The sequence below is a fragment of the Streptomyces sp. NPDC008086 genome, assembly GCF_042957325.1.
GTDB lineage: Bacteria > Actinomycetota > Actinomycetes > Streptomycetales > Streptomycetaceae > Streptomyces.
Genome location: NZ_JBIBIA010000001.1, coordinates 117,813 through 138,325, shown reverse-complemented (window position 1 = coordinate 138,325; position 20,513 = coordinate 117,813). Strand labels below are relative to the sequence as shown.

Annotated in this window: 22 protein-coding genes and 1 tRNA gene; 16 read left to right on the top strand and 7 right to left on the bottom strand. The window is 71.8% G+C overall.

The features are described from left to right. The 10 genes from ACFZBP_RS00645 to ACFZBP_RS00600 all read left to right on the top strand — a co-directional run bounded on the left by ACFZBP_RS00645 (position 1) and on the right by ACFZBP_RS00600 (position 6,972). A complete protein-coding gene (locus ACFZBP_RS00645) occupies positions 1-372 on the top strand; it encodes a DUF742 domain-containing protein (protein ID WP_234761968.1) in 372 nt (123 codons plus the stop codon). After that, positions 350-949, top strand: coding sequence for an ATP/GTP-binding protein (locus ACFZBP_RS00640; protein ID WP_234761895.1), 600 nt, complete (start codon positions 350-352; stop codon positions 947-949). The genes ACFZBP_RS00645 and ACFZBP_RS00640 overlap by 23 nt, the downstream gene beginning before the upstream one ends. Before the next feature lie 60 nt (positions 950-1,009). Next, positions 1,010-1,585 carry a GAF domain-containing protein gene (locus ACFZBP_RS00635; protein WP_383455354.1) on the top strand — a complete coding sequence of 192 codons (576 nt, stop codon included), beginning with the start codon at positions 1,010-1,012 and terminating at the stop codon, positions 1,583-1,585. 151 nt (positions 1,586-1,736) lie between these two features. Beyond that, entirely contained in the window at positions 1,737-2,765 is a 1,029-nt protein-coding gene (gene tdh / locus ACFZBP_RS00630; protein WP_391409142.1) for an L-threonine 3-dehydrogenase, read from the top strand. Positions 2,766-2,816: 51 nt separating this feature from the next. Then, positions 2,817-4,010, top strand: a complete 1,194-nt coding sequence (locus ACFZBP_RS00625; protein ID WP_391409141.1) for a glycine C-acetyltransferase — start codon at positions 2,817-2,819, stop codon at positions 4,008-4,010. 37 nt (positions 4,011-4,047) lie between these two features. Beyond that, on the top strand, positions 4,048-4,950 hold the full coding sequence (locus ACFZBP_RS00620) for a LysR family transcriptional regulator (protein ID WP_383455347.1): 903 nt from the start codon (positions 4,048-4,050) through the stop codon (positions 4,948-4,950). Between the two features lie 61 nt (positions 4,951-5,011). Then, a complete protein-coding gene (locus tag ACFZBP_RS00615) occupies positions 5,012-5,632 on the top strand; it encodes a helix-turn-helix domain-containing protein (RefSeq protein ID WP_391409140.1) in 621 nt (206 codons plus the stop codon). Beyond that, the gene (locus ACFZBP_RS00610) at positions 5,629-6,141 is read left to right on the top strand and encodes a GNAT family N-acetyltransferase (protein ID WP_383455342.1); all 513 of its coding nucleotides are present in this window, start codon (positions 5,629-5,631) and stop codon (positions 6,139-6,141) included. The genes ACFZBP_RS00615 and ACFZBP_RS00610 overlap by 4 nt, the downstream gene beginning before the upstream one ends. A gap of 248 nt (positions 6,142-6,389) precedes the next feature. Beyond that, the gene (locus ACFZBP_RS00605; protein WP_383455339.1) at positions 6,390-6,749 is read left to right on the top strand and encodes an MmcQ/YjbR family DNA-binding protein; all 360 of its coding nucleotides are present in this window, start codon (positions 6,390-6,392) and stop codon (positions 6,747-6,749) included. 149 nt (positions 6,750-6,898) lie between these two features. Then, positions 6,899-6,972: transfer RNA gene (locus ACFZBP_RS00600), tRNA-Pro, on the top strand. 63 nt (positions 6,973-7,035) lie between these two features. Here ACFZBP_RS00600 and rox read toward each other — a convergent pair. After that, a complete protein-coding gene (gene rox, locus ACFZBP_RS00595) occupies positions 7,036-8,463 on the bottom strand; it encodes a rifampin monooxygenase (protein ID WP_391409139.1) in 1,428 nt (475 codons plus the stop codon). Positions 8,464-8,676: 213 nt separating this feature from the next. On the opposite strand from rox, the gene ACFZBP_RS00590 reads away from it, so the two are divergent. Beyond that, complete coding sequence (locus ACFZBP_RS00590) at positions 8,677-9,027, top strand: DUF2218 domain-containing protein (RefSeq protein WP_391409138.1); 351 nt, start codon at positions 8,677-8,679, stop codon at positions 9,025-9,027. A gap of 47 nt (positions 9,028-9,074) precedes the next feature. Here the strand turns inward: ACFZBP_RS00590 and ACFZBP_RS00585 are convergent, their stop codons facing one another. The 6 genes from ACFZBP_RS00585 to ACFZBP_RS00560 form a co-directional block, all read right to left on the bottom strand. Further along, positions 9,075-9,602: an NUDIX hydrolase family protein gene (locus tag ACFZBP_RS00585; RefSeq protein WP_383455499.1), complete on the bottom strand. Its 528-nt coding sequence runs from the start codon at positions 9,600-9,602 to the stop codon at positions 9,075-9,077. Positions 9,603-9,644: 42 nt separating this feature from the next. After that, positions 9,645-10,811 (bottom strand): amidohydrolase family protein, encoded by a 1,167-nt coding sequence (locus ACFZBP_RS00580; RefSeq protein ID WP_391409137.1) that lies wholly within the window; start codon positions 10,809-10,811, stop codon positions 9,645-9,647. 1 nt (position 10,812) lies between these two features. Beyond that, positions 10,813-12,216, bottom strand: a complete 1,404-nt coding sequence (locus tag ACFZBP_RS00575) for a glutamine synthetase (RefSeq protein WP_391409136.1) — start codon at positions 12,214-12,216, stop codon at positions 10,813-10,815. A gap of 66 nt (positions 12,217-12,282) precedes the next feature. After that, positions 12,283-13,092 (bottom strand): SAM-dependent methyltransferase, encoded by an 810-nt coding sequence (locus tag ACFZBP_RS00570; RefSeq protein WP_391409135.1) that lies wholly within the window; start codon positions 13,090-13,092, stop codon positions 12,283-12,285. Between the two features lie 171 nt (positions 13,093-13,263). Continuing rightward, positions 13,264-14,112: a hypothetical protein gene (locus ACFZBP_RS00565; RefSeq protein ID WP_391409134.1), complete on the bottom strand. Its 849-nt coding sequence runs from the start codon at positions 14,110-14,112 to the stop codon at positions 13,264-13,266. A gap of 111 nt (positions 14,113-14,223) precedes the next feature. Continuing rightward, positions 14,224-14,931: a response regulator gene (locus ACFZBP_RS00560; RefSeq protein ID WP_391409133.1), complete on the bottom strand. Its 708-nt coding sequence runs from the start codon at positions 14,929-14,931 to the stop codon at positions 14,224-14,226. A gap of 132 nt (positions 14,932-15,063) precedes the next feature. On the opposite strand from ACFZBP_RS00560, the gene ACFZBP_RS00555 reads away from it, so the two are divergent. From ACFZBP_RS00555 to ACFZBP_RS00535, 5 genes are all read left to right on the top strand, one after another. Then, positions 15,064-16,305: an ATP-binding protein gene (locus ACFZBP_RS00555; RefSeq protein WP_391409132.1), complete on the top strand. Its 1,242-nt coding sequence runs from the start codon at positions 15,064-15,066 to the stop codon at positions 16,303-16,305. A 162-nt stretch (positions 16,306-16,467) separates the two neighbouring features. Continuing rightward, positions 16,468-17,178, top strand: a complete 711-nt coding sequence (locus ACFZBP_RS00550) for a cupin domain-containing protein (protein ID WP_391409131.1) — start codon at positions 16,468-16,470, stop codon at positions 17,176-17,178. A 45-nt stretch (positions 17,179-17,223) separates the two neighbouring features. Further along, positions 17,224-18,561: a M24 family metallopeptidase gene (locus ACFZBP_RS00545; protein WP_391409130.1), complete on the top strand. Its 1,338-nt coding sequence runs from the start codon at positions 17,224-17,226 to the stop codon at positions 18,559-18,561. Next, entirely contained in the window at positions 18,561-19,538 is a 978-nt protein-coding gene (locus ACFZBP_RS00540; RefSeq protein ID WP_383455307.1) for a thiamine pyrophosphate-dependent dehydrogenase E1 component subunit alpha, read from the top strand. The genes ACFZBP_RS00545 and ACFZBP_RS00540 overlap by 1 nt, the downstream gene beginning before the upstream one ends. Continuing rightward, positions 19,526-20,506 carry a pyruvate dehydrogenase complex E1 component subunit beta gene (locus ACFZBP_RS00535; RefSeq protein WP_391409129.1) on the top strand — a complete coding sequence of 327 codons (981 nt, stop codon included), beginning with the start codon at positions 19,526-19,528 and terminating at the stop codon, positions 20,504-20,506. Before ACFZBP_RS00540 ends, ACFZBP_RS00535 begins: the two co-directional genes overlap by 13 nt. Positions 20,507-20,513 lie beyond the last annotated feature (7 nt).

Genomic DNA, 20,513 nt, shown 5'->3' with positions numbered 1-20,513 from the left:
GTGACGGCGGCCGGCGACGGGCCCTGGCTCGACGACGCGGCCGGACGGCTGGTGCGCCCTTTCACGGTCAGCAACGGCCGTACCCGGCCCACCATCGCGCTCGATCTGATGTCGCAGGTCATGGCCACCGGGGCGACCCCCCTCGGCTACCTCGGCCCCGAGCACGAGCAGGCACTCGACCTGTGCCGCGCCCCCGTCTCGGTCGCCGAGGTCGCCGCCCACCTGAAGCTGCCGGCTGCGGTCACCAAGGTGCTGCTGTCGGACCTCGTCGACTGCGGGGCGCTCACCACCAAGCCCCCCGAGTTCCACCACAACCCGACTGACCGGGCCCTTCTGGAGGCAGTGCTCGATGGACTACGACGACAGCTCTGACCCCTTCCCCACCGCACTGAAGATCTTGGTGGCAGGAGGGTTCGGGGTAGGCAAGACGACCTTCGTCGGCGCGGTGAGCGAGATCGCGCCGCTCAGCACGGAGGAACTGCTCACCACGGTCAGCGCCGCGACCGACAGCCTCGAAGGCGTCGAGAACAAGGTCGAGACGACGGTGGCCATGGACTTCGGCCGCATCACGCTCGACCCGGAACACGTCCTGTACCTGTTCGGCACGCCCGGACAGGAACGGTTCTGGTTCATGTGGGACGAACTCTCGGAGGGCGCGCTCGGCGCGGTCATCCTCGCCGACACCCGGCGCCTGGAGGACTGCTTCGCCGCCGTCGACTTCTTCGAGCAACGAGGCCTCGGCTTCATCGTCGCGATCAACGAGTTCGACGGCTCCTACCGCTACGACCCGGAGGAGGTCCGAGCCGCGATCGACCTCGACCCGCAGATCCCGGTCGTCCGCTGCGACGCCCGGATCTCCAGCTCCGGTGTCCAGACCCTGCTGACCCTGGTCCGGCACCTCATCGCCCACGCGCCGGCACCCGCACCCAGTCACGGCGCCCACATGTGACATCCGCACACAAAGCACGGAGCCGCATATGACCCACGCCCACAGCGACGGAAACCGCCCATGAGCCACGGCCCACCCCACCCGGTCGCTCGCCTGCTGCTCACCCCCGAGGACAAGGAGGCCCCCGCCCGCGCACAGCGGCTGTTCCAACTGGGTCTGGGGGAGCACCCCGATCCGGCCCTGGACGTCTTCGCGGGCCATCTCGCCGAGCTCACCGGGGCGCCGTACGCCATGGTCAACTTCGTCGGCGAGAACCGGCAGTTCTTCGCCGGTCTGCATGTGCGGCCGACGGTGAGTCTCGCCCGGGGCGACGACCGCAAGCCGGAGCTGGGCCGCCATATGGAGCGCGACCATGGGTTCTGCCCCCATGTGGTCGTCCGACACAAGGCGCTGGTGCTGGAGGATGTCCGCGACTATCCGAGGTTCGCCGGGAACCCGATCGTCGACGAGTTCGGCATCCGCTCCTATCTGGGTGCCCCGCTCATCGACTCCACCGGGATGGCGCTGGGCACGGTGTGCGTCGTCGACGTCGATCCGCGGCCGTGGGGGAAGGCGGGCCTGGAGACGATCAAGGTGTCCGCCGCGGAACTGGCGATGCGGCTGGAGCGAAGGGCGGCGGACGGGCTGCCCCTTTAGGCGTGAAGGAAAGCTGTGGCGCCGCTTAAGAAATCCTCGATGGACCTGGGCGCCGCCGTACGGCAGATTCAGGTGCGATTCCACCCCCCTCCCCGGCCGCGGGCGCCTTCGGCAATGCCCGCGGCCGGGACTCACGCACAGGAGCCGTACCGTGAAGGCGCTGGTCAAGGAGAAGGCGGAGCCCGGGCTCCGGCTCACGGACGTGCCGGAACCGGCCGTCGGACCCGGTGACGTACTGATCAAGGTGCTGCGCACCGGAATCTGCGGCACCGATCTGCACATCCATTCCTGGGACGGCTGGGCACAGCAGGCGATCCGCACCCCGCTCGTGCTCGGGCACGAGTTCGTGGGCGAGGTCGTCGAGGTCGGGCGCGACGTCGCTGACATCGCCGTCGGCGACCGGGTCAGCGGCGAGGGCCACCTGGTGTGCGGCAAGTGCCGCAACTGCCTGGCCGGACGCCGCCATCTGTGCCGGGCCACGATCGGCCTCGGGGTCGGGCGCGACGGTGCCTTCGCCGAGTACGTCGCGCTGCCGGCCGCCAATGTGTGGGTGCACCGGGTGCCCATCGACCTCGATGTGGCGGCGATCTTCGACCCGTTCGGCAACGCCGTGCACACCGCGCTGTCGTTCCCGCTGGTCGGCGAGGACGTCCTGATCACCGGCGCCGGTCCGATCGGCCTGATGGCGGCCGCCGTGGCCCGGCACGCGGGCGCGCGCAACGTCGTGATCACCGACGTGAGCGAGGAACGGCTGGACCTGGCCCGCAAGATCGGCGTGAGCCTCGCGCTGAACGTCTCGGAGGCGGGCATCGGCGACGGACAGCGCGTCCTCGGCCTGCGTGAGGGCTTCGACATCGGCCTGGAGATGTCCGGCCGTCCCGAGGCAATGCGCGACATGATCGCCAACATGACGCACGGCGGCCGGATCGCCATGCTCGGCCTGCCGGCGCAGGAGTTCCCGGTCGACTGGGCCCGGATCGTCACCTCGATGATCACTATCAAGGGCATCTACGGCCGGGAGATGTTCGAGACCTGGTACGCGATGTCGGTGCTGCTGGAGGGTGGCCTCGACCTCGCCCCCGTCATCACCGGCCGCTACGGCCACCGCGACTTCGAGGCGGCCTTCGCCGACGCGGCGAGCGGCCGCGGCGGCAAGGTCATCCTCGACTGGACCGTCTGAGCCGACGCGCACGCCCCCGCGTAAGTCATCTGCCTTTCTAGGAGCTTTCCGATGTTCGACTCCGTGCGCGACGACCTGCGCGCCACCCTCGACGAGATCCGCGCCGCCGGTCTGCACAAGCCCGAGCGGGTCATCGACACCCCGCAGTCCGCGACCGTCAACGTCAGCGCGGGCGGTCGCCCCGGCGAGGTCCTCAACTTCTGCGCCAACAACTACCTCGGCCTCGCCGACCACCCCGAGGTGGTCGCCGCCGCCCACGAGGCGTTGGACCGCTGGGGCTACGGCATGGCGTCGGTCCGCTTCATCTGCGGCACCCAGGAGGTCCACAAGGAACTGGAGGCGCGGCTCTCCGCGTTCCTCGGCCAGGAGGACACGATCCTGTACTCCTCCTGCTTCGACGCCAACGGCGGCGTCTTCGAGACGCTGCTCGGCCCCGAGGACGCGGTCATCTCCGACGCCCTGAACCACGCGTCGATCATCGACGGCATCCGGCTGTCCAAGGCCCGCCGATTCCGCTACGCCAACCGCGATCTGGCCGATCTGGAACGGCAGTTGAAGGACGCCGCCGACGCCCGCCGCCGTCTGATCGTCACCGACGGCGTCTTCTCCATGGACGGCTATGTGGCCCCGCTGGCCGAGATCTGCGACCTCGCCGACCGCTACGACGCCATGGTCATGGTCGACGACTCGCACGCCGTCGGCTTCGTCGGCCCCGGCGGCCGCGGCACGCCCGAGCTGCACGGCGTCATGGACCGCGTCGACATCATCACCGGCACCCTCGGCAAGGCGCTCGGCGGCGCGTCCGGCGGGTATGTCGCGGCCCGCGCCGAGATCGTCGCCCTGCTGCGCCAGCGCTCCCGGCCGTACCTCTTCTCCAACACCCTGGCCCCGGTGATCGCGGCGGCCTCCCTCAAGGTCCTCGACCTGCTGGAGTCGGCGGACGACCTGCGCGTTCGGCTGGCCGAGAACACCGAACTGTTCCGGCGCCGCATGAACGAGGAGGGCTTCGCCGTCCTCCCCGGCGACCATGCCATCGCGCCCGTGATGATCGGCGACGCGGCGGTCGCCGGCCGGATGGCGGAGTTGCTGCTGGAACGCGGTGTGTACGTGATCGGCTTCTCCTACCCCGTGGTGCCGCAGGGCCAGGCCCGTATCCGCGTCCAGCTGTCCGCCGCGCACTCGACGGACGACGTCAACCGTGCCGTGGACGCCTTCGTCGCGGCCCGGGCGGAACTGGAAGGCTGACGTCCGGCCCGCTCCGGACCTTGCGATAATCGATCTCATGATCGAAGCGCGGCGGCTCCACATCCTCCGTGCGGTGGCCGACCACCGCACGGTGACGGCGGCTGCCGCCGCGCTCTATCTGACCCCCTCGGCGGTCTCCCAGCAGCTCACGGCCCTGGAACAGGAGACCGGCCACCGCCTCGTCGAGCGCGGCGCCAAAGGCGTACGGCTGACCCCGGCCGGCGAGATCCTGCTCAACCACACCAACGCCGTCCTCGCCCAGCTGGAGCGGGCGGAAGCGGAGCTCGCGGCGTACGACTCGGGCGCGGCCGGCACCGTCACCGTCGCCTCGTTCGCGACCGGCATCGCCCAGGTCGTCGCCCCGGCGGTGGCCCGCCTCGCCGGCACGTCCCCCGGTATCCGCATCCGTGTCCAGGACGCCGAGGGCGACGCCAGCCTGCCGATGGTGCTGGACCGGCAGGTCGACATCGCCGTGGCCGTCGAGTACCGGGGCGCACCGCCCGCCGACGACCCGCGCCTGGCGCACGTCCCGCTGTACGCCGAGCCCTTCGACGCGGTCGTCCCGGTGAGCCACCGACTGGCCGACACGGCCGAGGTCCCTCTCGCGGAACTGGCCAAGGACGCCTGGATCGGGCCGTACCCCGGCAATCCCTGCCATGACGTGGTCGTCCTGGCCTGCGAGAACGCCGGTTTCCAGCCCCGCCTCGAACACTCCTCGGACGACTTCCGCGCGGTCGTCGCCCTCGCCTCGGCCGACGCGGGCGTGGCCCTCGTGCCGCGCTCGGCACTGCGCGGCATGGACCTCACGGGGGTCGTCGTACGTCCCGTGGACGGGGTGGCGCCCACGCGCCGGGTGTTCGCGGCCGTACGCAGGGGCGCCGAGGAGCACCCGTTGATCCGTCCGGTGCTCGCGGCGCTCGAGGCGGCGGCGGGGGAGTGAGCGGCCCGTAATACTGCCGTCTCATATCTGGGATAGCTTCCCGGATATGAAACGAGTGGATATGAAACGAGTGGATGTGAGACAAGCGGATGTGAAGCAAGGCGGTGCGGACGGAGCCGGGGCCCTGGATCCCGTCGACGCCCGTCTCGGCGCGCGTCTGGCCGAGCTGAGGGCCGAACGCGGCTGGTCCCTGGGCGAGTTGGCCGAGCGCAGCGGTATCAGCCGCTCGACCCTGTCCCGTGCCGAGCGTGCCGAGATCAGCCCCACCGCCTCGCTGCTGAACCGCCTGTGCCATGTGTACGGCCGCACCATGTCCCAGCTGCTCAGCGAGGTCGAGGCCGAGCCGGCGCTGCTGGTGCGGGCGGCCGAGCAGCCGCTGTGGGAGGACCGCGCCTCCGGCTTCGTACGCCGATCGGTGTCGCCGCCGCACACCGGGCTGCGCGCCGAACTCGTCGAGGGACGGCTCGCAGCGGGCGCCGACATCGCGTACGACCGGCCGCCCGTGCCGGGACTGGAGCAGCACATCTGGGTGCTGGAAGGAGCCCTCGACGTGACGGTCCAGGAGGCCGAGCACCGTCTCGACGCCGGGGACTGTCTGCGGATGCGGGTGTGGGGGGCCACGCGGTTCCGGTGCGCCGGGCCCGACGCGGTGCGGTATGTGCTGGCGGTGGTGCTGCCGTGAACGTGACGCGACTGGACGAGGCCCGACTCCTGGAGCGGATCGAGGACTTGGCCGACCTGCTCGTAGACACGGTGACGGACGGCGCCTCCGTCGGATTCCTCGCCCCCCTCGACCGTACGGCGGCCATGGCCTGGTGGAAGGAGCGCGCGGCTGGTGTGGGGGCCGGTCAGCTGGCTGTGTGGGCGGCGGGCGAGGGCGGGCGAACGGTCGGCACGGTCAGTCTGGCCTTCGCCGACAAGCCCAACAGCCGCCACCGGGCCGAGCTGGTCAAGCTCATGGTGCACCGGGACGCGCGGGGGCGGGGCCTCGGCCGCACCCTCCTGACGACCGCGGAAGAGGCGGCGATCGGCGCCGGGGTCACCCTCCTCCACCTGGACACCGAGACCGACAGCCTCGCCGAGCGCCTGTACGGCTCGGCCGGCTGGACCCGGGCCGGAGTGATCCCCGACTACGCGGCGAGCCCGGAGGGAGTTCTGCGGCCGACGACGATCTACTACAAGCACCTGTGACTCGCCGAGGCGTGTGGGGCTTGCGGGGCGGAGCGGGACCCGAGTTGGGCTGATCGGTTCCACTGCACCTGTGCTCCGGCGACGGCTTCCCGATGCCCGGTCGCCTCACCGGAGTTCGTGATGGACGGGTTCCAGATCCTGGTGGAGGGCACCCTGTTCGGATGGACCGGCGTTCAGCTTCCAGGGTTTCGTTCGCGAAAATCCCTCTCACCAGGTGATTGTCAGTGCCAGCGGCTACCGTGCGTGTCATGCCGGATGCCGAAGACGTACGCCGTATCGCCCTCTCTCTGCCGGATACGACGGAGAAGATCGCCTGGAGCATGCCCACCTTCCGGGTCGCGGGGAAGATGTTCGCCACGTTGCCCGAGGAGGAGACGTCCATCGCGGTGCGCTGCCCGAAGGAGGAGCGTGACGAACTGGTCATGGCCGAGCCGGGCAAGTTCTGGATCGCCGACCACGAGGCGCAGTTCGCCTGGGTGAGGGCCCGGCTCGCGGCCCTGGAGGGCGAGGACGAACTGCGCGACATCCTCGCCGACTCCTGGCGTCAGGCGGCACCCACCCGGCTGTTGGACGCGTATCCGGAGTTGGGGCTGCCGACGGGGGAGTGAAACCCCCGGAGCACACCCGGTGTGGTCGCGCGACCCCGGTCCGTCCTCCAGCCGGTGGCCACGCGTAAACTAGTGCGCGACCACCGACCCGAGTGCGGTATTGTTTCCATGCACGTTCGGCCGGGGGAAACCCCAGGTCAGACGGTCACCGGGACGTGGCGCAGCTTGGTAGCGCACTTGACTGGGGGTCAAGGGGTCGCAGGTTCAAATCCTGTCGTCCCGACGGTGCGAAGGGTCTTCGCAGGCGAAAGCCTGTGAGGGCCCTTTCTGCTGTGCGGCCGCGCGCTCAGTCCGTCGCGGCGCCGAACCAGGTGGGCAGCTGGCCGAGCAGATCCCGCTGGTCGTCGCCCACCCACGCGACGTGGCCGTCCGGCCGCAGCAGGACCGCGGGCGCGTCCAGTTCCTCGCTGACGTCGACGACATGGTCGACCCGGTCCGACCAGCCCGCCACCGACAGCCTGCCGGTCTGGTCCAGGAGCAGTCCGCGTCCGTCGTGCGTCAGCTCGTAGAGACGGCGCTGCTTCAGCTGGATGTCACGCAGCCGTCGGCCGAGCAGCTCGTGGCCCTCGCCGAAGTCGTAGCGGACCCCGATCGCGATGATCTTCTCGGTCAGATACCGGCTCACGTCGTCGAAGTCCATCAGCTCCGACAGCAGCCGACGCACCGCCTGGGGGCCGGGCTCGGGCGACATCAGCTCCATCTGCGCCCGGGTGTTGACCAGCACGTCGGCGGCCACCGGGTGCCGCTCGTCGTGGTAGCTGTCCAGCAGCCCCTCCGGTGCCCAGCCCGCGACCTCGGCGGCCAGCTTCCAGCCGAGGTTGAACGCGTCCTGGATACCGAGGTTGAGCCCCTGCCCGCCGACCGGCGGATGGATGTGCGCCGCGTCCCCGGCCAGCAGCACCCGGCCGACCCGGTAGCGCTCGGCCAGCCGGGTGGCGTCGCCGAAACGGGACAGCCAGCGCGGCGAGTGCACGCCGAAGTCGGTGTCGGCGAACACCTGCAGCTGTCGCCTGAACTCCTCGAGGCTCGGCGGGGCCGAGCGGTCGTCGGCCACTCCCTCGGCCGGCACGACCACGCGGAACACGCCCTCCCCGACCGGCCCGAGGCCGAACCGCTTCTCGGTCTTGCGGACTTCGGTCATAACGGCCGTCACCGTCTCCGGCGGCGCGGTCACCTCCATCTCGCCCAGCAGCGTGTCGACCCTGCTCGGCTCGCCCGGGAAGCCGACGCCGATCAGCTTGCGCACCGTGCTGCGGCCGCCGTCACAGCCGACGAGGAGGCGCGAGCGCAGCTGCGTGCCGTCCGCCAGCTCGACGGTCACGCCCTGCTCGTCCTGGCTCAGCCCGACCAGCTCGCAGCCGCGCCGGACCTCGGTGCCGAGTTCCACGGCACGCTCGGCCAGGAGGCGGTCGGTGGTGGTCTGCGGGATGCCGAGGACGTACGGATGCGCGGTGTCCAGCCGGTCGGGCGCGGGCTTGTGGATACCGGCGAAGAACCCGCCGAGCGGGTGCCGCTGCCCCTCGGCGAGGAAGCGGTCCAGCAGACCGCGCTGGGCCATCACCTCGATACTGCGTACGTGCAGCCCCAGCGAGCGCACGAACGGGGGCGGTTCCGCGTCCCTCTCCAGCACGACCACGTGCACCCCGTGCAGCCGCAGTTCGGCGGCGAGCATCAGGCCGGTCGGTCCCCCGCCGGCCACGATCACGTCGATCATCACAACACCCATTTCCGCAGGTACTGGCTTCGGCCGGAGATTCTGCGGCATCACGGGGGCCTTGCCGCAAGCCCCCCGGTGCGCTATATGTTGAGAGTGGCAAGGAGTGGGTGACCTCCTTGCCTATGTCTTTGCCGGGGCCGGTGCCCGTCGTTCATCTCTCTGCGGCACCATCGGAGTCGTTCCGCCCCACCGTCACACCGGGAGTACGCCATGCCCCGCTCCGAAGCCAGCGTCGCAACCGACCGCCCTCAGCGTTACGCCAAGCAGCTCGCGTCCCACCTGGGCCGGCGCAGCGAGACCAGCTGGGACGAGGCGACGGGGGAGGGCACGATCGTCTTCCAGGGCGGGACCGGCACCCTCACCGCGGCCGAGGGCGCGCTGCTGCTGTCGGTGGAGGCCGACGCGGAGCGCCTGGCGCTGTTCGAGGACGTCGTGGGCCGGCATCTCGTCCGCTTCGGCGCCAAGGACGAACTGGTGGTGGAGTGGCGCAGGGACAGTGGCGAGCCCGGCACCACCCAGCGCAAGGGCGACGAGCCCGACGCGGCACACCGCCCGGACTGAGCACGCGCTCTACGGCGGCCGAACCCGGCCCGTCCCCCCGCGGCGAGTCAGATCACGCAGCCCACATGGGCCAGCGCCTGCTTCAGCAGTACCCCGTGGCCACCCGGCATCTCGCTCTGCACCGCCGGGGACAGGGCCTCCTGCGGGCTGAACCAGACCAGGTCGAGGGCGTCCTGGCGGGGGCGGCAGTCGCCGGCGACCGGGACGACGTAGGCGAGGGAGACCGCGTGCTGACGGGGGTCGTGGTACGCGGTGATGCCCTGCGTCGGGAAGTACTCCGCGACGGTGAACGGCTGGAGGGACGTCGGGACCCGGGGGAGCGCGACCGGGCCGAGGTCCTTCTCCAGGTGGCGCAGCAGGGCGTCGCGGACCCGCTCGTGGTGCAGTACGCGGCCGGAGACCAGGGTCCGGCTGACCGTTCCGTCCGGTCCGATGCGCAGCAGCAGGCCGATGCTGGTGACCTCGCCGCTGTCGTCGACGCGCACGGGCACGGCCTCGACGTACAGGATCGGCATGCGGGCGCGCGCCTGCTCCAGCTCGTCGGACGACAGCCAGCCGGGCGTGGTTTCGGTCATGTCAGACATTGCTTGATCATACTTTCCGGGAATTGCGAACGCTCAGTCGCGGTGCGGGCGGGGTTCGGGGGCGGGGTCGGGTAAGGGAAGTCCGTAGAGGCGGCGGGCGTTGTCGCCGGCCGTCCACGCCGCGATCCGCAGCGCGTCCGGCAGACTCAGTTCGTCGGCGTCCACCCGGTCCTGGAGCAGCTCGCCCAGACCGCGACGGAACGCCAGAGCGCCGAGCGCGTAGAACTCGGCCAGACCATACGCGTCGGAGCTGTACAGCAGCTTGCGGAACGGGGTGATCTCCAGCGCCTCCGCCAGGACCGCCCTCGACCGGGCGGGGCCGACATGGTGCAGGGTGAGGCCCACGTCCAGGTACACCTGCTCGAAGACCGCCGCCAGGAACGCGGCCTGGCGCTGGTAGGGCCAGCAGTGCAGGAGCAGGACGGGGATCGTGCCCTTGGTCAGGTGCAGCCAGTCCGTCAGGTGCGTCGGATCCACCCGGTGCAGACGGATGTCGTTGTCGCCGAAGCCGGTGTGCAGCTGCAGGGGGAGACCGAGGTCGACGGCGGTCCACAGCAGGTGCCGGACCAGGACCGGGTCCACCAGCCGTCCGCCGACCGCAAGCCACTGCCTGGCCGCCGCGGTGACCAACGCGTCCGAGGGGCGCGCCGGGTCCAGGTCGAAGCCGGTGCGGTAGGCGGCCACCGACTTCACGGCCACCACGCCGGGCCGCCGTACGGCCTCCTCGGCGGCCGTGCGGAAGGCGGTGGCGTACGCGTCCGGTTCGACTCCGCGCGCGGCAACCGCCTCGGCGATCACTTCCAGCCGTACGACTTCGTACGCGGTCGCCTCGGCCGCCTCGGCCAGTTCCCGGGGCGTGGTGATGGGGTGGGGGGTGTACCCGGTGTCGACGCAGAAGGCCCGCGTCCCCGCGGCGGCCAGAAACCGCCGGTTCACCTCGCCCCCGCCCAGCTCCGCACGCCGGGCCAGGTACGCCTCGGCCGGAGCGTGGCGGGTCAGGCCCAGCAGGGGCGCGCAGTGGCGGCGTACCGACACGCCGACCGGGGTGTCGAAGGGCGAGACGCCGGGCCAGGGCTCGCTCTCGGTGAGCAGCGACTCGAAGCCGTCCCGGTCCAGGCCGGCGGTGACGACCCCGTGGCAGTGGTGGTCCACCAGCGGCAGCGCCGCCAGCGCCTCGTGGACCGGTCCCGTGGCGCTCACGTCAGTACTTCCAGCGGTAGGCCGCCGCCACCCGGTCGTCGTCCAGCCCGGCCACGGCGGCGAGTTCTCCCTGCCGGACGGCGATGACGGCGTCGGCGAGGACCGGGCCCAGCGCGGCGCGCAGCGGCTCGTTCGAACGGAACTCCTCGACGGCCTCGCCGAGGGAGGTCGGCAGTCTCCGGACCCCTCTGGCGGCTGCCTCTCGCGCACTCAGACGGGCCGGATCACCGGTGATCTCCTCCGGCAGACGGGCGTCCGAGGCCAGCCCGTCCAGTCCGGCGGCGATCAGGCAGCCGAGGGCGAGGTACGGGTTGGCGGCCAGGTCCACCGGCTTGACCTCCAGGTTGGCCGCCTGGTGGCGTTGGCCCGCCGTGCCCGTGACCACCCGCAGCCCCGCCTCCCGGGTCTCCCGGCCCCAGGCGGTGAACGCCCCGGCCCACTGCGAGGGCCGCAGCCGCAGATGGCTCGCCGGGCTCGGGGCGGTCACCGCGGTGAGGGCGGGGAGATGGGTGAGTACGCCGGCCGCGAAGGACTCGGCCTCGGGGCGCAGGCCGTGCCGGCGGTCACCGCCCGCGTGCAGGTTGACGCCGTCGCGCCAGGCGGACAGGTGGACGTGGCCGCCGTTGCCGACGCCCTGCCCGAGGACAGCGGGGGCGAAGGACACCGCGAGGCCGTGGCGCCGCGCCACGGCCCGGATCGTCTGCCGTACCAGCACGCTGCGGTCGGCCGCCGCCACCGGGTCGAGCGCGGCCACCGACAGCTCGAACTGCCCGGCCGCGTACTCGGGATGGAGCTGGTCGACCTCCACGCCCTGCCGGGCGAGCGCTGCCAGCAGATCGGCGGCGCAGTCGCTCAACTCGACCTGGCGGGTGGCGCCGTACGCCGGACCCGTCACCGCCGGTTCGAACGCGCCGTCGGCGCCGGGAGGCCGAGCGACGGCCCACTCGATCTCGATGCTCGCCCTGAAGGTGAGGCCATGGCGCTCGGCGGCCTCCTGGACCGTCCGCCGCAGGAAGGTGCGGCTGCACGCGGGATGCCGCTCGCCCTCCTGCGTGATCCGGTCGACCGGCGCCCAGGCCCAGCCGGGCTGAGCGGACAGCTCCACCAGCGGGTCGAGGTCGGGGTAGAGACGCAAGTCGCCGTCCGGGGAGCCGAGGACGTCGGTGGTGACGCTGGAGTCGTTCGCGAGGAACGTGTCGAACACCGGTGACATCCCGACGCCCCAGGCGGCCGCCGAGGCCAGCTTCGCCGTCGGGATCGTCTTCACCCGGCCGATGCCCGCGGTGTCCACGTAGGCCAGGACGATCCCGTGCACGCCCCGCCCGGACAGCTCGCCGCTCAGCGCGCCGGCCCGCTCCACGTCACCGGGACGCCCTCCCGGGACGGGATCGGCAAGGGTGGTCATACGGTCTCCCGGTCTCTTCGACGAGCTCGGCCGGTCCGCGCCGGTCCGTGCGGTCCCCGCTGGGCGTCAGGGTTTCACGGCGACCGCGCCGTACTGCGGCACCGGGGCGGGGGAGTCGGCGGCCCGCCATTGCGAGCAGGACACCATGCCCGGCTCCAGCAGCTCCAGGCCCTCGAAGAAGGCGGCGATGTCCGGGCCGCTGCGGGCCGTGATCGGCGGCGTGGCGTTCTCGTTCCAGAACTTCATCGCCGGGATCTGGCCCTCGCCGCCGAGCTCGGAGTCGAACGTCGGGTGCGTCAGGACCAGGTGGCTGCCGGAGGGTACGGCGGCCAGGACGCGCCGTACGATCTCGCGGGCCTTGTCGTAGTCGAGGACGAAGTTGAGGATGCCCAGCATCATCACGGCGACCGGCTTCGTGAAGTCCAGGGTCTGCGCGGCGCGTTCGACGATCGCGTCCGGGTCGTGCACATCGGCGTCGATGTAGGCGGTGACGCCGTCGCGGGTGCCGGTCAGCAGGGTGCGGGCGTGCACCAGGACGATCGGGTCGTTGTCGACGTACACGATCCGGGAGTCGGGGGCGACGCGCTGGGCGATCTCATGGGTGTTGTCCGCAGTCGGCAGCCCGGTGCCGATGTCCAGGAACTGCCGCACCCCACGCTCCTCGGCGACGAACCGCACGGCCCGCCCGAGGAAGTCGCGGTCCGCGCGGGCGATGTCCCGGATGATCGGGAACATGCCGGCGACCTGCTCGCCGACCCGCTGGTCGACCTCGTAGTTGTCCTTGCCGCCGATCCAGTAGTTCCACACGCGCGCGTTGTGCGCCACACCGGTGTTCAGCTTCGCCGACCCGCCCGACGGGGTGTGGCCATCACTCACGACTCGTCCTCTCCTCGCACGCACGACCGAAACCGGCCATCGCCGCCATTGTGCCGCTCCGTTGATCACGCTGTCCTGGGAATCGGCAGAGCGAGCAGGGCGGTTGGCGGCCGGAAGGCGGGTGCGAGGAGAGCGGGCTGTCGGCCCCGCTGTTCGAACTCGCGGGAGCCGCTATTCGATCTCGCTGGGGCTCGCGGCCGGCGTCTTTCCGGCCAGGACGTCCTTGAGGCGCTGGGTGCCGAGCTGCACCGCCTGCTCCATGGAGTCGTGCTCGTCCCCGTCGAGACCGCCCGAGGTGACGGTGATCGCGTCGTTGCCGACGCGTACGGCGGCGACGTCCAGGGTCAGCGTGGCGTCGTTGCCGTCGGTCTCGCCCCGCACCGTCACGCGCAGGCCCTCACGGGCGTCGCCCACGTCGGGCAGCGAGGTGTCGACGACCTGGACGGTGCGCTCCTCGCCGTTCTCGGTCATCGTGAACTGGTCGCACTCGTCCGGCAGTTTGGCCATCCAGTTCAAGGCGCCCTGCGGGTCGGTCCGGTCGTAGGCGGCGACCTGGTACAGCAGACGGGAGTCGCCCTGCGTGAAGCCGCGCAGCGCGTTCGCGCCCGACGGCCTGCCCAGCAGGTCGTCGTCGAAGAGGGAGTCCATCAGCCGCTGGCAGTCGGCGGCGTCGGCCTTGGCGCTGAGGAAGTCCGAGACGTCGACCGTGCCGATGAGCAGGCTGTCGTGCCAGTTCTCGGCCTCCGTGTCCTTGACCTGCGTCCAGTCGTCCTCGATGTCCGCCTCGGTGATCAGCGCGGTCTGCGCACCGGACTCGGTGAGGGTCGCGTTGGGCGAGCCGGTGGGCGACCCGGTGGGCGAGGTGGTCGGCTGCTTGCGGGCCGCGGGTGAGGCCGTGACGCCCGAGGACCGTGAACCGTCCTTGTCGCCGTCGGACGAGCAGGCGGCCGTGGTCACCAGGGTGCCCGCCACCAGGGCCGAGGACAGGACGCGGACGAGTCGGGTCGGACGACGGGTCATCGGAGTGCCTCCTGAGTACGTGACGAATGTCCTCAGGGCACCACCGCACCCGGCGGCCCACCACCGGCACCGGCCCGTTCGAGTGAGCCCCAGCGGGTCGGGGCCCGCGCCTCACGCGCCGGGCTGACCGTGCCCGTGCTGCCAGGCCCAGGCCGCGATCTCGACGCGGTTCCGGGCGGCCAGTTTCAGCTGCACGCTGGACAGGTGCGTCTTGACCGTGGACAGGGAGACGTACAGCTCGGCGGCGATCTCCGCGTTCGTACGACCGAGGGCGACCAGGCGGACGACGTCGAGTTCGCGGTCGGTGAGGGCTTCCGTGGGAGCGGACACCGGCTTCACCGGGGCGGCGGAGACGGCCGGCGGGGCGGTGACGTGCCTGAGCAGGCGGACCGTGACCGACGGCGAGACCAGGGAGTCACCGGCCGCGGCGGCACGGACCGCCTCCGCGAGGAGGGTGGGCCCCGAGTCCTTCAGCAGGAACCCGCACGCGCCGCCGCGCAGCGCCCCGTACACGTACTCGTCGAGGTCGAAGGTGGTCACCACGACCACCCGCATCGGGTCGGCCACCTCGGGCCCCGCCAGCAGCCGGGTCGCCTCGAGACCGTCCAGCTTCGGCATCCGGATGTCCAGCAGACACACGTCCGGCCGCTCCCGTCGGGCCAGCGTCACCGCTTCCTCGCCGTCCGCGGCCTCGGCGACCACGGTGATGTCGGGCTGGGCGTCGAGGAAGAACCGGAAGCCTGTGCGGACCATCTCCTGGTCGTCGGCGATCAGGACGCGGATGGGGGCGCCCGGTGGGGTCGGGGGCGGGACGGTCATGGCTCGATCATGCCCTACGGGGTTCGCGCCCAGGGAGTTCGTGCCTCCTCGGTCATAAGGCCGACGCCGGCGGGCGGCCCCTCGGCCGAACGGCCGATCCCGCCCCGGTCTGCCTCGCCTACCGTGATCGGCATGAGGTCCGTGTCCCCCCGCGGCTGTGCCCGGGGCTTCGCCGTCGGCGTCCTGCTCGCCGCCTGTGTGGTCGACATCCTCTACGCGGGTGCCGACGGAACGAGCCTCCTGCCGACCGCGAGCCCTGTCTGGCCGACCCTGGCGATGCTGCTCGTGGGGCTGACCGCCGTGCTGTGGCCCGCGAAGCGGCGGCCGGAGTGGCTGACACCGCAGGTGCGCACCACCGTGCCCGCCCTCGCCTCGATCCTCTACTCGGCGGCCGCGCTCGCGGTGGGCGCGCGCAACCTGTTCGGACCCGGAGAGATCCTGATCCTGCTGTGCCTGCTGTTCGTCGCCGTACGGCACTGTCCGCCGCGCTCGGCCTGGGTGTGCGGCGCCCTCGACGTGGGCGCGCTGCTGCTGTTGCCGGTCCGGTACCTGGGGACATTGGACGACGAGGCTCTGACCTTCATCGTGGTCGGGCTGGTCCTGGTCGGTGTGTTCGCCGGACTCGCGGCGTACCTGCGCTCGCTGGACTACCGGCGTACGGTCGCCGTCAGCGAGACCCGGCGGGCCGAGCGCCTGGCCATCGCGGCCGACCTGCACGACTTCGTCGCCCACCATGTCACCGGGATCCTGGTGCAGACGCAGGTGGCGCGGATGATGGCGCAGGCGCAGGCGCAGGCGCAGGCGCAGGCCACGGCCTCGACCGAGTCCCCCTCCCCTTCCCAGTCGGGGGAGCTCGACCCGGTCCTGGCCGGCATCGAACGCGCCGCGACCGAGGCCCTCGCCTCGATGCGCCGCACCGTCGGCGTGCTGCGCGACACCGGGGACGGGGCCGAGACGGCCGACCAACGCCCGGTCGGTGACCTCGCCGGCATCGCCGAGCTGGTCGACGGCTTCGCGAGCCCCGTCCAGCAGGTCACCCTGAGCCGCGACGCCGCCGTCTTGGACGACCTCCCTCACGAGGTGCAGGCCGCCGCGTTCCGGGTCGTCCAGGAGGCGCTGACCAACGTCCGCCGCCACGCCGCCGACGCCACCCACGTCGAGGTCCGCCTACGCCACGACGCCGGACGGCTGGAGGTCTCCGTCGCCGACGACGGCCGAGGCGGCACCCAGCTCCCGGCGGCCGCACACGGCGGCGGCTTCGGCCTCGTCGGCCTCAAGGAACGGGTCACCGCACTGGGCGGCGAACTGCACACCGGCCCGCGCGCCGGGGCGGGCTGGGAGGTACGGGCGGTGCTCCCGGCCGGGAAGCGCTGAGCCTCGTCAGCAGGGGCGCTGTGTGAGGGGAGGCCGCCTGCCCAAACCGGACTGGCGCGGTGACCGGCCCTCGCTGTTCAATGAGGCTGCACACTGAGGGGGCCCCGACGCAGTGGAGGGCCGCCGTCTTGATGCTCCAGGAAACCGGGGGAGGAGCCGTCCGTGTCACCCGCCGACGCACCACCCGTCGGAGCGCGTATCCGACAGGTACGCCTCGCGCGCGGGATCAGCCTGCGTGCTCTGGCCCGCGAGGTCGGCGTCTCGGCGAGCCTGATCTCCCAGATCGAGACCGGCAAGAGCCAGCCCTCCGTGAGCACGCTGTACGCGATCACGACCGCCCTCGCGATCTCGATCGAGGCGCTCTTCGACGCGACCGAGCCAGCGGTCGTCTCCCCGGCGGCAACGGCCTCCGGCACGCGGCCGGCCACAGCCTCCCACGGCGCGTCCGGCACAGCTCCCGGTACGGCTCCCGGCGCAGCCCCCGGCACCGTCACGCACGCCCTCGCCGCCTTCGCCGCCGACCCAGGTCGCCGTATCGGCCCGCTGGTCCCCCCGGGCGACCGGGAGGCGCTGGAGCTGGACTCGGGTGTCGTGTGGGAGCGTCTCGGCCATGTTCCCGGCACCGACGTCGACTTCCTGCAGGTGACGTACCGGCCGGGCGGTGCCTCCTCCAGCTCCGGGGGCCTCATGCGTCACCCGGGTACCGAGTACGGCTACCTGACCTCGGGCGAACTGGTCCTCACCCTCGGTTTCGACGAGTACACCCTGCGCCCCGGCGACGCCGTCTGCTTCGAGTCGACGACCCCGCACCGCTACCGCAATGATGGTGACGTACCGGCCGTGGGCGTCTGGTTCGTGTTCAGTGACACTTGACACTCGCGGCGTGCGGTCGTTCACTCCGAAGTGGGGGTGGTCGCCATGGCGATCCGCACATTCGGACCCAATGCCGTCGACTGGGAAGAGCGCGTCGACCTGGACCGGCTGCGCAGACAGCGGCTGGCCCGCCTCGACGAGACCCTGAACCGCTCCGAGCTGGGCGCGGTGCTCAGCTTCGACTTCGCCAACATCCGCTACATGACCGCCACGCACATCGGCACCTGGGCGATGGACAAGCTCATCCGCTTCGCCCTGCTGGTCCGCGGCGGCGAACCGATCGTCTGGGACTTCGGCTCCGCCGCCCGACACCACCAGCTCTACAACCCATGGCTCGACTACAGCGACGGCAAGGGCGGCTCGCCGACCGGCGCCCGCGCGGGCATCTCCACCCTCCGGGGCGCCTTCCACCCGGCGGCGGGCATCGCCGAGGACGTGGCCGCGAAGATCGCCGCCGAGCTGCGCGAGCACGGTCTCGCGGGCGAGCCGCTCGGCATCGACGTCGCCGAGCTGCCGATCCTCGCCGCCCTGCGCGCCGAGGGCATCGACGTCGTCGACGGACAGCAGGTCTTCCTGGAGGCCCGCCGCATCAAGACCGGCGACGAGATCTCCCTGCTGACCCAGGCCTGCGCGATGGTGGACGCCGCGTACGAGGAGCTGTACGGGTATCTCCGCCCCGGCGTGCGCGAGAACGAGTGCGTCGGAGTCGTCAGCAAGGTGCTGTACGACCTCGGCAGCGAGTACGTCGAGGGCGTCAACGCGATCTCCGGCGAGCGGTGTTCACCCCACCCGCACGTCTACAGCGACCGTCTGATCCGCCCCGGCGACCCCGCCTTCTTCGACATCCTGCACAGTCACCTCGGCTACCGCACCTGCTACTACCGCACCTTCGCCGTCGGCAGCGCGTCCGGCGCCCAGCGTGACGCCTACGTCCGCTGCCGGGAGTACATGGACCAGGCCATCGCCCTCGTCCGCCCGGGCGCCACGACCGCCGACATCGTCCAGGTGTGGCCGCGCGCCGAGGAGTTCGGCTTCGCCGACGAGACCGCCGCGTTCGCGTTGCAGTACGGCCATGGTGTCGGGCTCTCCATCTGGGAGAAGCCGATCTTCAGCCGACTGGTCTCCCTCGACCATCCCGAGGTCCTCGAGGAGGGCATGGTGTTCGCCCTGGAGACCTACTGGCCCGCCGCCGACGGCTGGTCCGCCGCCCGGATCGAGGAGGAGCTGGTCGTCACCGCCGACGGTTGCGAGGTCATCACCAAGTTCCCGGCGGAGGAACTGCTGGTGGCGGGCCGCAAGTACTGGACGGTGGGCGGCGAGCTGAACACCCGACGCGAGTCCCAGTCCCACCTGAACACCGACCGCGACAACGGGGCAGGCTGATGGAACCGGCCGAACTCCTCGCCGCCTACGAGCAGATGACCGTCATCCGCCGCACGGAGAAGGCCGCCCACGACCTGTTCCTCCAGGGCCTCGTCAAGGGCACCACCCACCTCGCCGCCGGACACGAGGCCATCGCCGTCGGCGCGAGCGCCGCGCTGCGGCCCGACGACTACGTCTTCGCCACCTACCGGGGCCACCACCACGCGATGGCCCGGGGCGCCACCCCGGAGGAGTGCCTGGCCGAACTCATGAGCCGGGCCACCGGGTTGTGCGGGGCCAAGGGCGGCTCCATGCACCTGACCAAGGCCTCCACCGGCATGCTCGGCTCCTACGCCATCGTCGGCGCCCACCTCCCCATGGCGGCCGGCGCCGCCTGGTCGGCCAAGCTGCGCGGCACCGGTCAGATCGCGGTCGCCTTCTTCGGCGACGGCGCCACCAACATCGGCGCCTTCCACGAGGCGCTCAACCTGGCCGCCGTGTGGAAGCTGCCGGTGCTGTTCGTCTGCGAGAACAACCTGTACATGGAGTACACGCCGATCGCCGACGTCACGGCCGTGCCCCGGCCCGCGGCCGACCGGGCGCCCGCGTACGGCATCCCGGGCGAGGTGGTGGACGGCAACGACGTCGTCGCCGTGCAGGAGGTGGTGGCCCGGCTCGCGGGGCGGGCCCGGGCGGGAGACGGGCCCGCGCTGCTGGAGGCGCGGACGTACCGGCACTTCGGGCACAGCCGAGCCGACCCGGCGACCTACCGTCCGGCCGAGGAGGTCGAACGCTGGCTGAAGCACGACCCGTTGGACCTGGCGCGGGGGCGGCTCGTCGAGACGGGGGTCCCGGAAGCGGTGGTCGCCGAGGCGGACGAGCGGGCGACCTCCCTCGTGCGGAAGGCCGTCGAGGCGGCGAAGGCCGGCCCCGCGCCCGATCCGCGCGAGGCGCTGACCGACGTATGGGCGGACGGGGGTGCGGCGTGGCGGACGTGATCAGCTACCGGGAGGCGGTCGCCGAGGGCATCGCTCGGGAGATGCGGCGCGATCCGGCCGTCGTGTGCCTGGGCGAGGACATCGGCGAGGCCGGCGGTGTGTTCAAGACGACCGTCGGGCTGTTCAAGGAGTTCGGGCCCGAGCGGGTGTGGGACACGCCGATCTCCGAACAGGCCATCGTCGGGGCGGCCATGGGGGCCGCGATGACCGGGATGCGGCCGGTCGCCGAGATCATGTTCTCCGACTTCCTGGCCTGCTGCTGGGACTACCTCGCCAACGAGATCCCCAAGGTGCGGTACATGACGGGCGGTCAGGTCACGGTCCCGCTCGTGGTGCGCACCGCAAACGGCGGCGGGCTCGGCTTCGGTGCCCAGCACTCCCAGGCGACCGAGAACTGGGCGCTGACCGTGCCCGGCCTGAAGATCGCCGCACCGGCGACCCCCGCCGACGTGGTCGGCATGATGGCGGCGGCGATCCGCAGCGACGACCCGGTCGTCTTCTTCGAGCACAAAGGGCTCCTCGCCACCAAGGGCCCGCCCCCGCCGCCGGACCACGTCGTCGAGCTGGGCCGCGCCGCCGTCGTCCGCGAGGGCGCCGACGTCACCCTCGTCGCGCTCGCCTCGATGGTGCCCATCGCGCTACGGGCGGCCGAACTGCTCTCCGGCGAGGGCATCGAGGCCGAAGTCGTCGACCTGCGCAGTCTGGTGCCGCTGGACATGAGCACCGTGCTCGCCTCGCTCGGCAGGACCTCGCGGCTCGTCACCGTCGAGGAGAACCCGTACCAGGGCGGCTGGGGCGCGACGCTCGTCTCCGTCGTCGCCGACGAGGGGTTCGCGCTGCTGGACGCGCCGGTCCGGCGGGTGGCGGGGGAGTGCGTCCCGCTGCCGTTCGCCGACGCCCTCGAAGAGGAGGTCATCCCCACCGTCGACAAGGTCGTGGCGGCCGTCCGCGGCCTCGCCGCCTACTGAACACCCC

Excerpts from the sequence above, each read along its gene's own strand:
- ACFZBP_RS00640 (WP_234761895.1), top strand. The coding sequence starts at position 350 with ATGGACTACGACGACAGCTCTGACCCCTTCCCCACCGCACTGAAGATC.
- ACFZBP_RS00635 (WP_383455354.1), top strand. The coding sequence starts at position 1,010 with ATGAGCCACGGCCCACCCCACCCGGTCGCTCGCCTGCTGCTCACCCCC.
- ACFZBP_RS00625 (WP_391409141.1), top strand. The coding sequence starts at position 2,817 with ATGTTCGACTCCGTGCGCGACGACCTGCGCGCCACCCTCGACGAGATC.
- ACFZBP_RS00620 (WP_383455347.1), top strand. The coding sequence starts at position 4,048 with ATGATCGAAGCGCGGCGGCTCCACATCCTCCGTGCGGTGGCCGACCAC.
- ACFZBP_RS00615 (WP_391409140.1), top strand. The coding sequence starts at position 5,012 with ATGAAACGAGTGGATGTGAGACAAGCGGATGTGAAGCAAGGCGGTGCG.
- ACFZBP_RS00605 (WP_383455339.1), top strand. The coding sequence starts at position 6,390 with ATGCCGGATGCCGAAGACGTACGCCGTATCGCCCTCTCTCTGCCGGAT.
- rox (WP_391409139.1), bottom strand. The coding sequence starts at position 8,463 with ATGATCGACGTGATCGTGGCCGGCGGGGGACCGACCGGCCTGATGCTC.
- ACFZBP_RS00590 (WP_391409138.1), top strand. The coding sequence starts at position 8,677 with ATGCCCCGCTCCGAAGCCAGCGTCGCAACCGACCGCCCTCAGCGTTAC.
- ACFZBP_RS00585 (WP_383455499.1), bottom strand. The coding sequence starts at position 9,602 with ATGACCGAAACCACGCCCGGCTGGCTGTCGTCCGACGAGCTGGAGCAG.
- ACFZBP_RS00575 (WP_391409136.1), bottom strand. The coding sequence starts at position 12,216 with ATGACCACCCTTGCCGATCCCGTCCCGGGAGGGCGTCCCGGTGACGTG.
- ACFZBP_RS00565 (WP_391409134.1), bottom strand. The coding sequence starts at position 14,112 with ATGACCCGTCGTCCGACCCGACTCGTCCGCGTCCTGTCCTCGGCCCTG.
- ACFZBP_RS00560 (WP_391409133.1), bottom strand. The coding sequence starts at position 14,931 with ATGACCGTCCCGCCCCCGACCCCACCGGGCGCCCCCATCCGCGTCCTG.
- ACFZBP_RS00555 (WP_391409132.1), top strand. The coding sequence starts at position 15,064 with ATGAGGTCCGTGTCCCCCCGCGGCTGTGCCCGGGGCTTCGCCGTCGGC.
- ACFZBP_RS00545 (WP_391409130.1), top strand. The coding sequence starts at position 17,224 with ATGGCGATCCGCACATTCGGACCCAATGCCGTCGACTGGGAAGAGCGC.
- ACFZBP_RS00540 (WP_383455307.1), top strand. The coding sequence starts at position 18,561 with ATGGAACCGGCCGAACTCCTCGCCGCCTACGAGCAGATGACCGTCATC.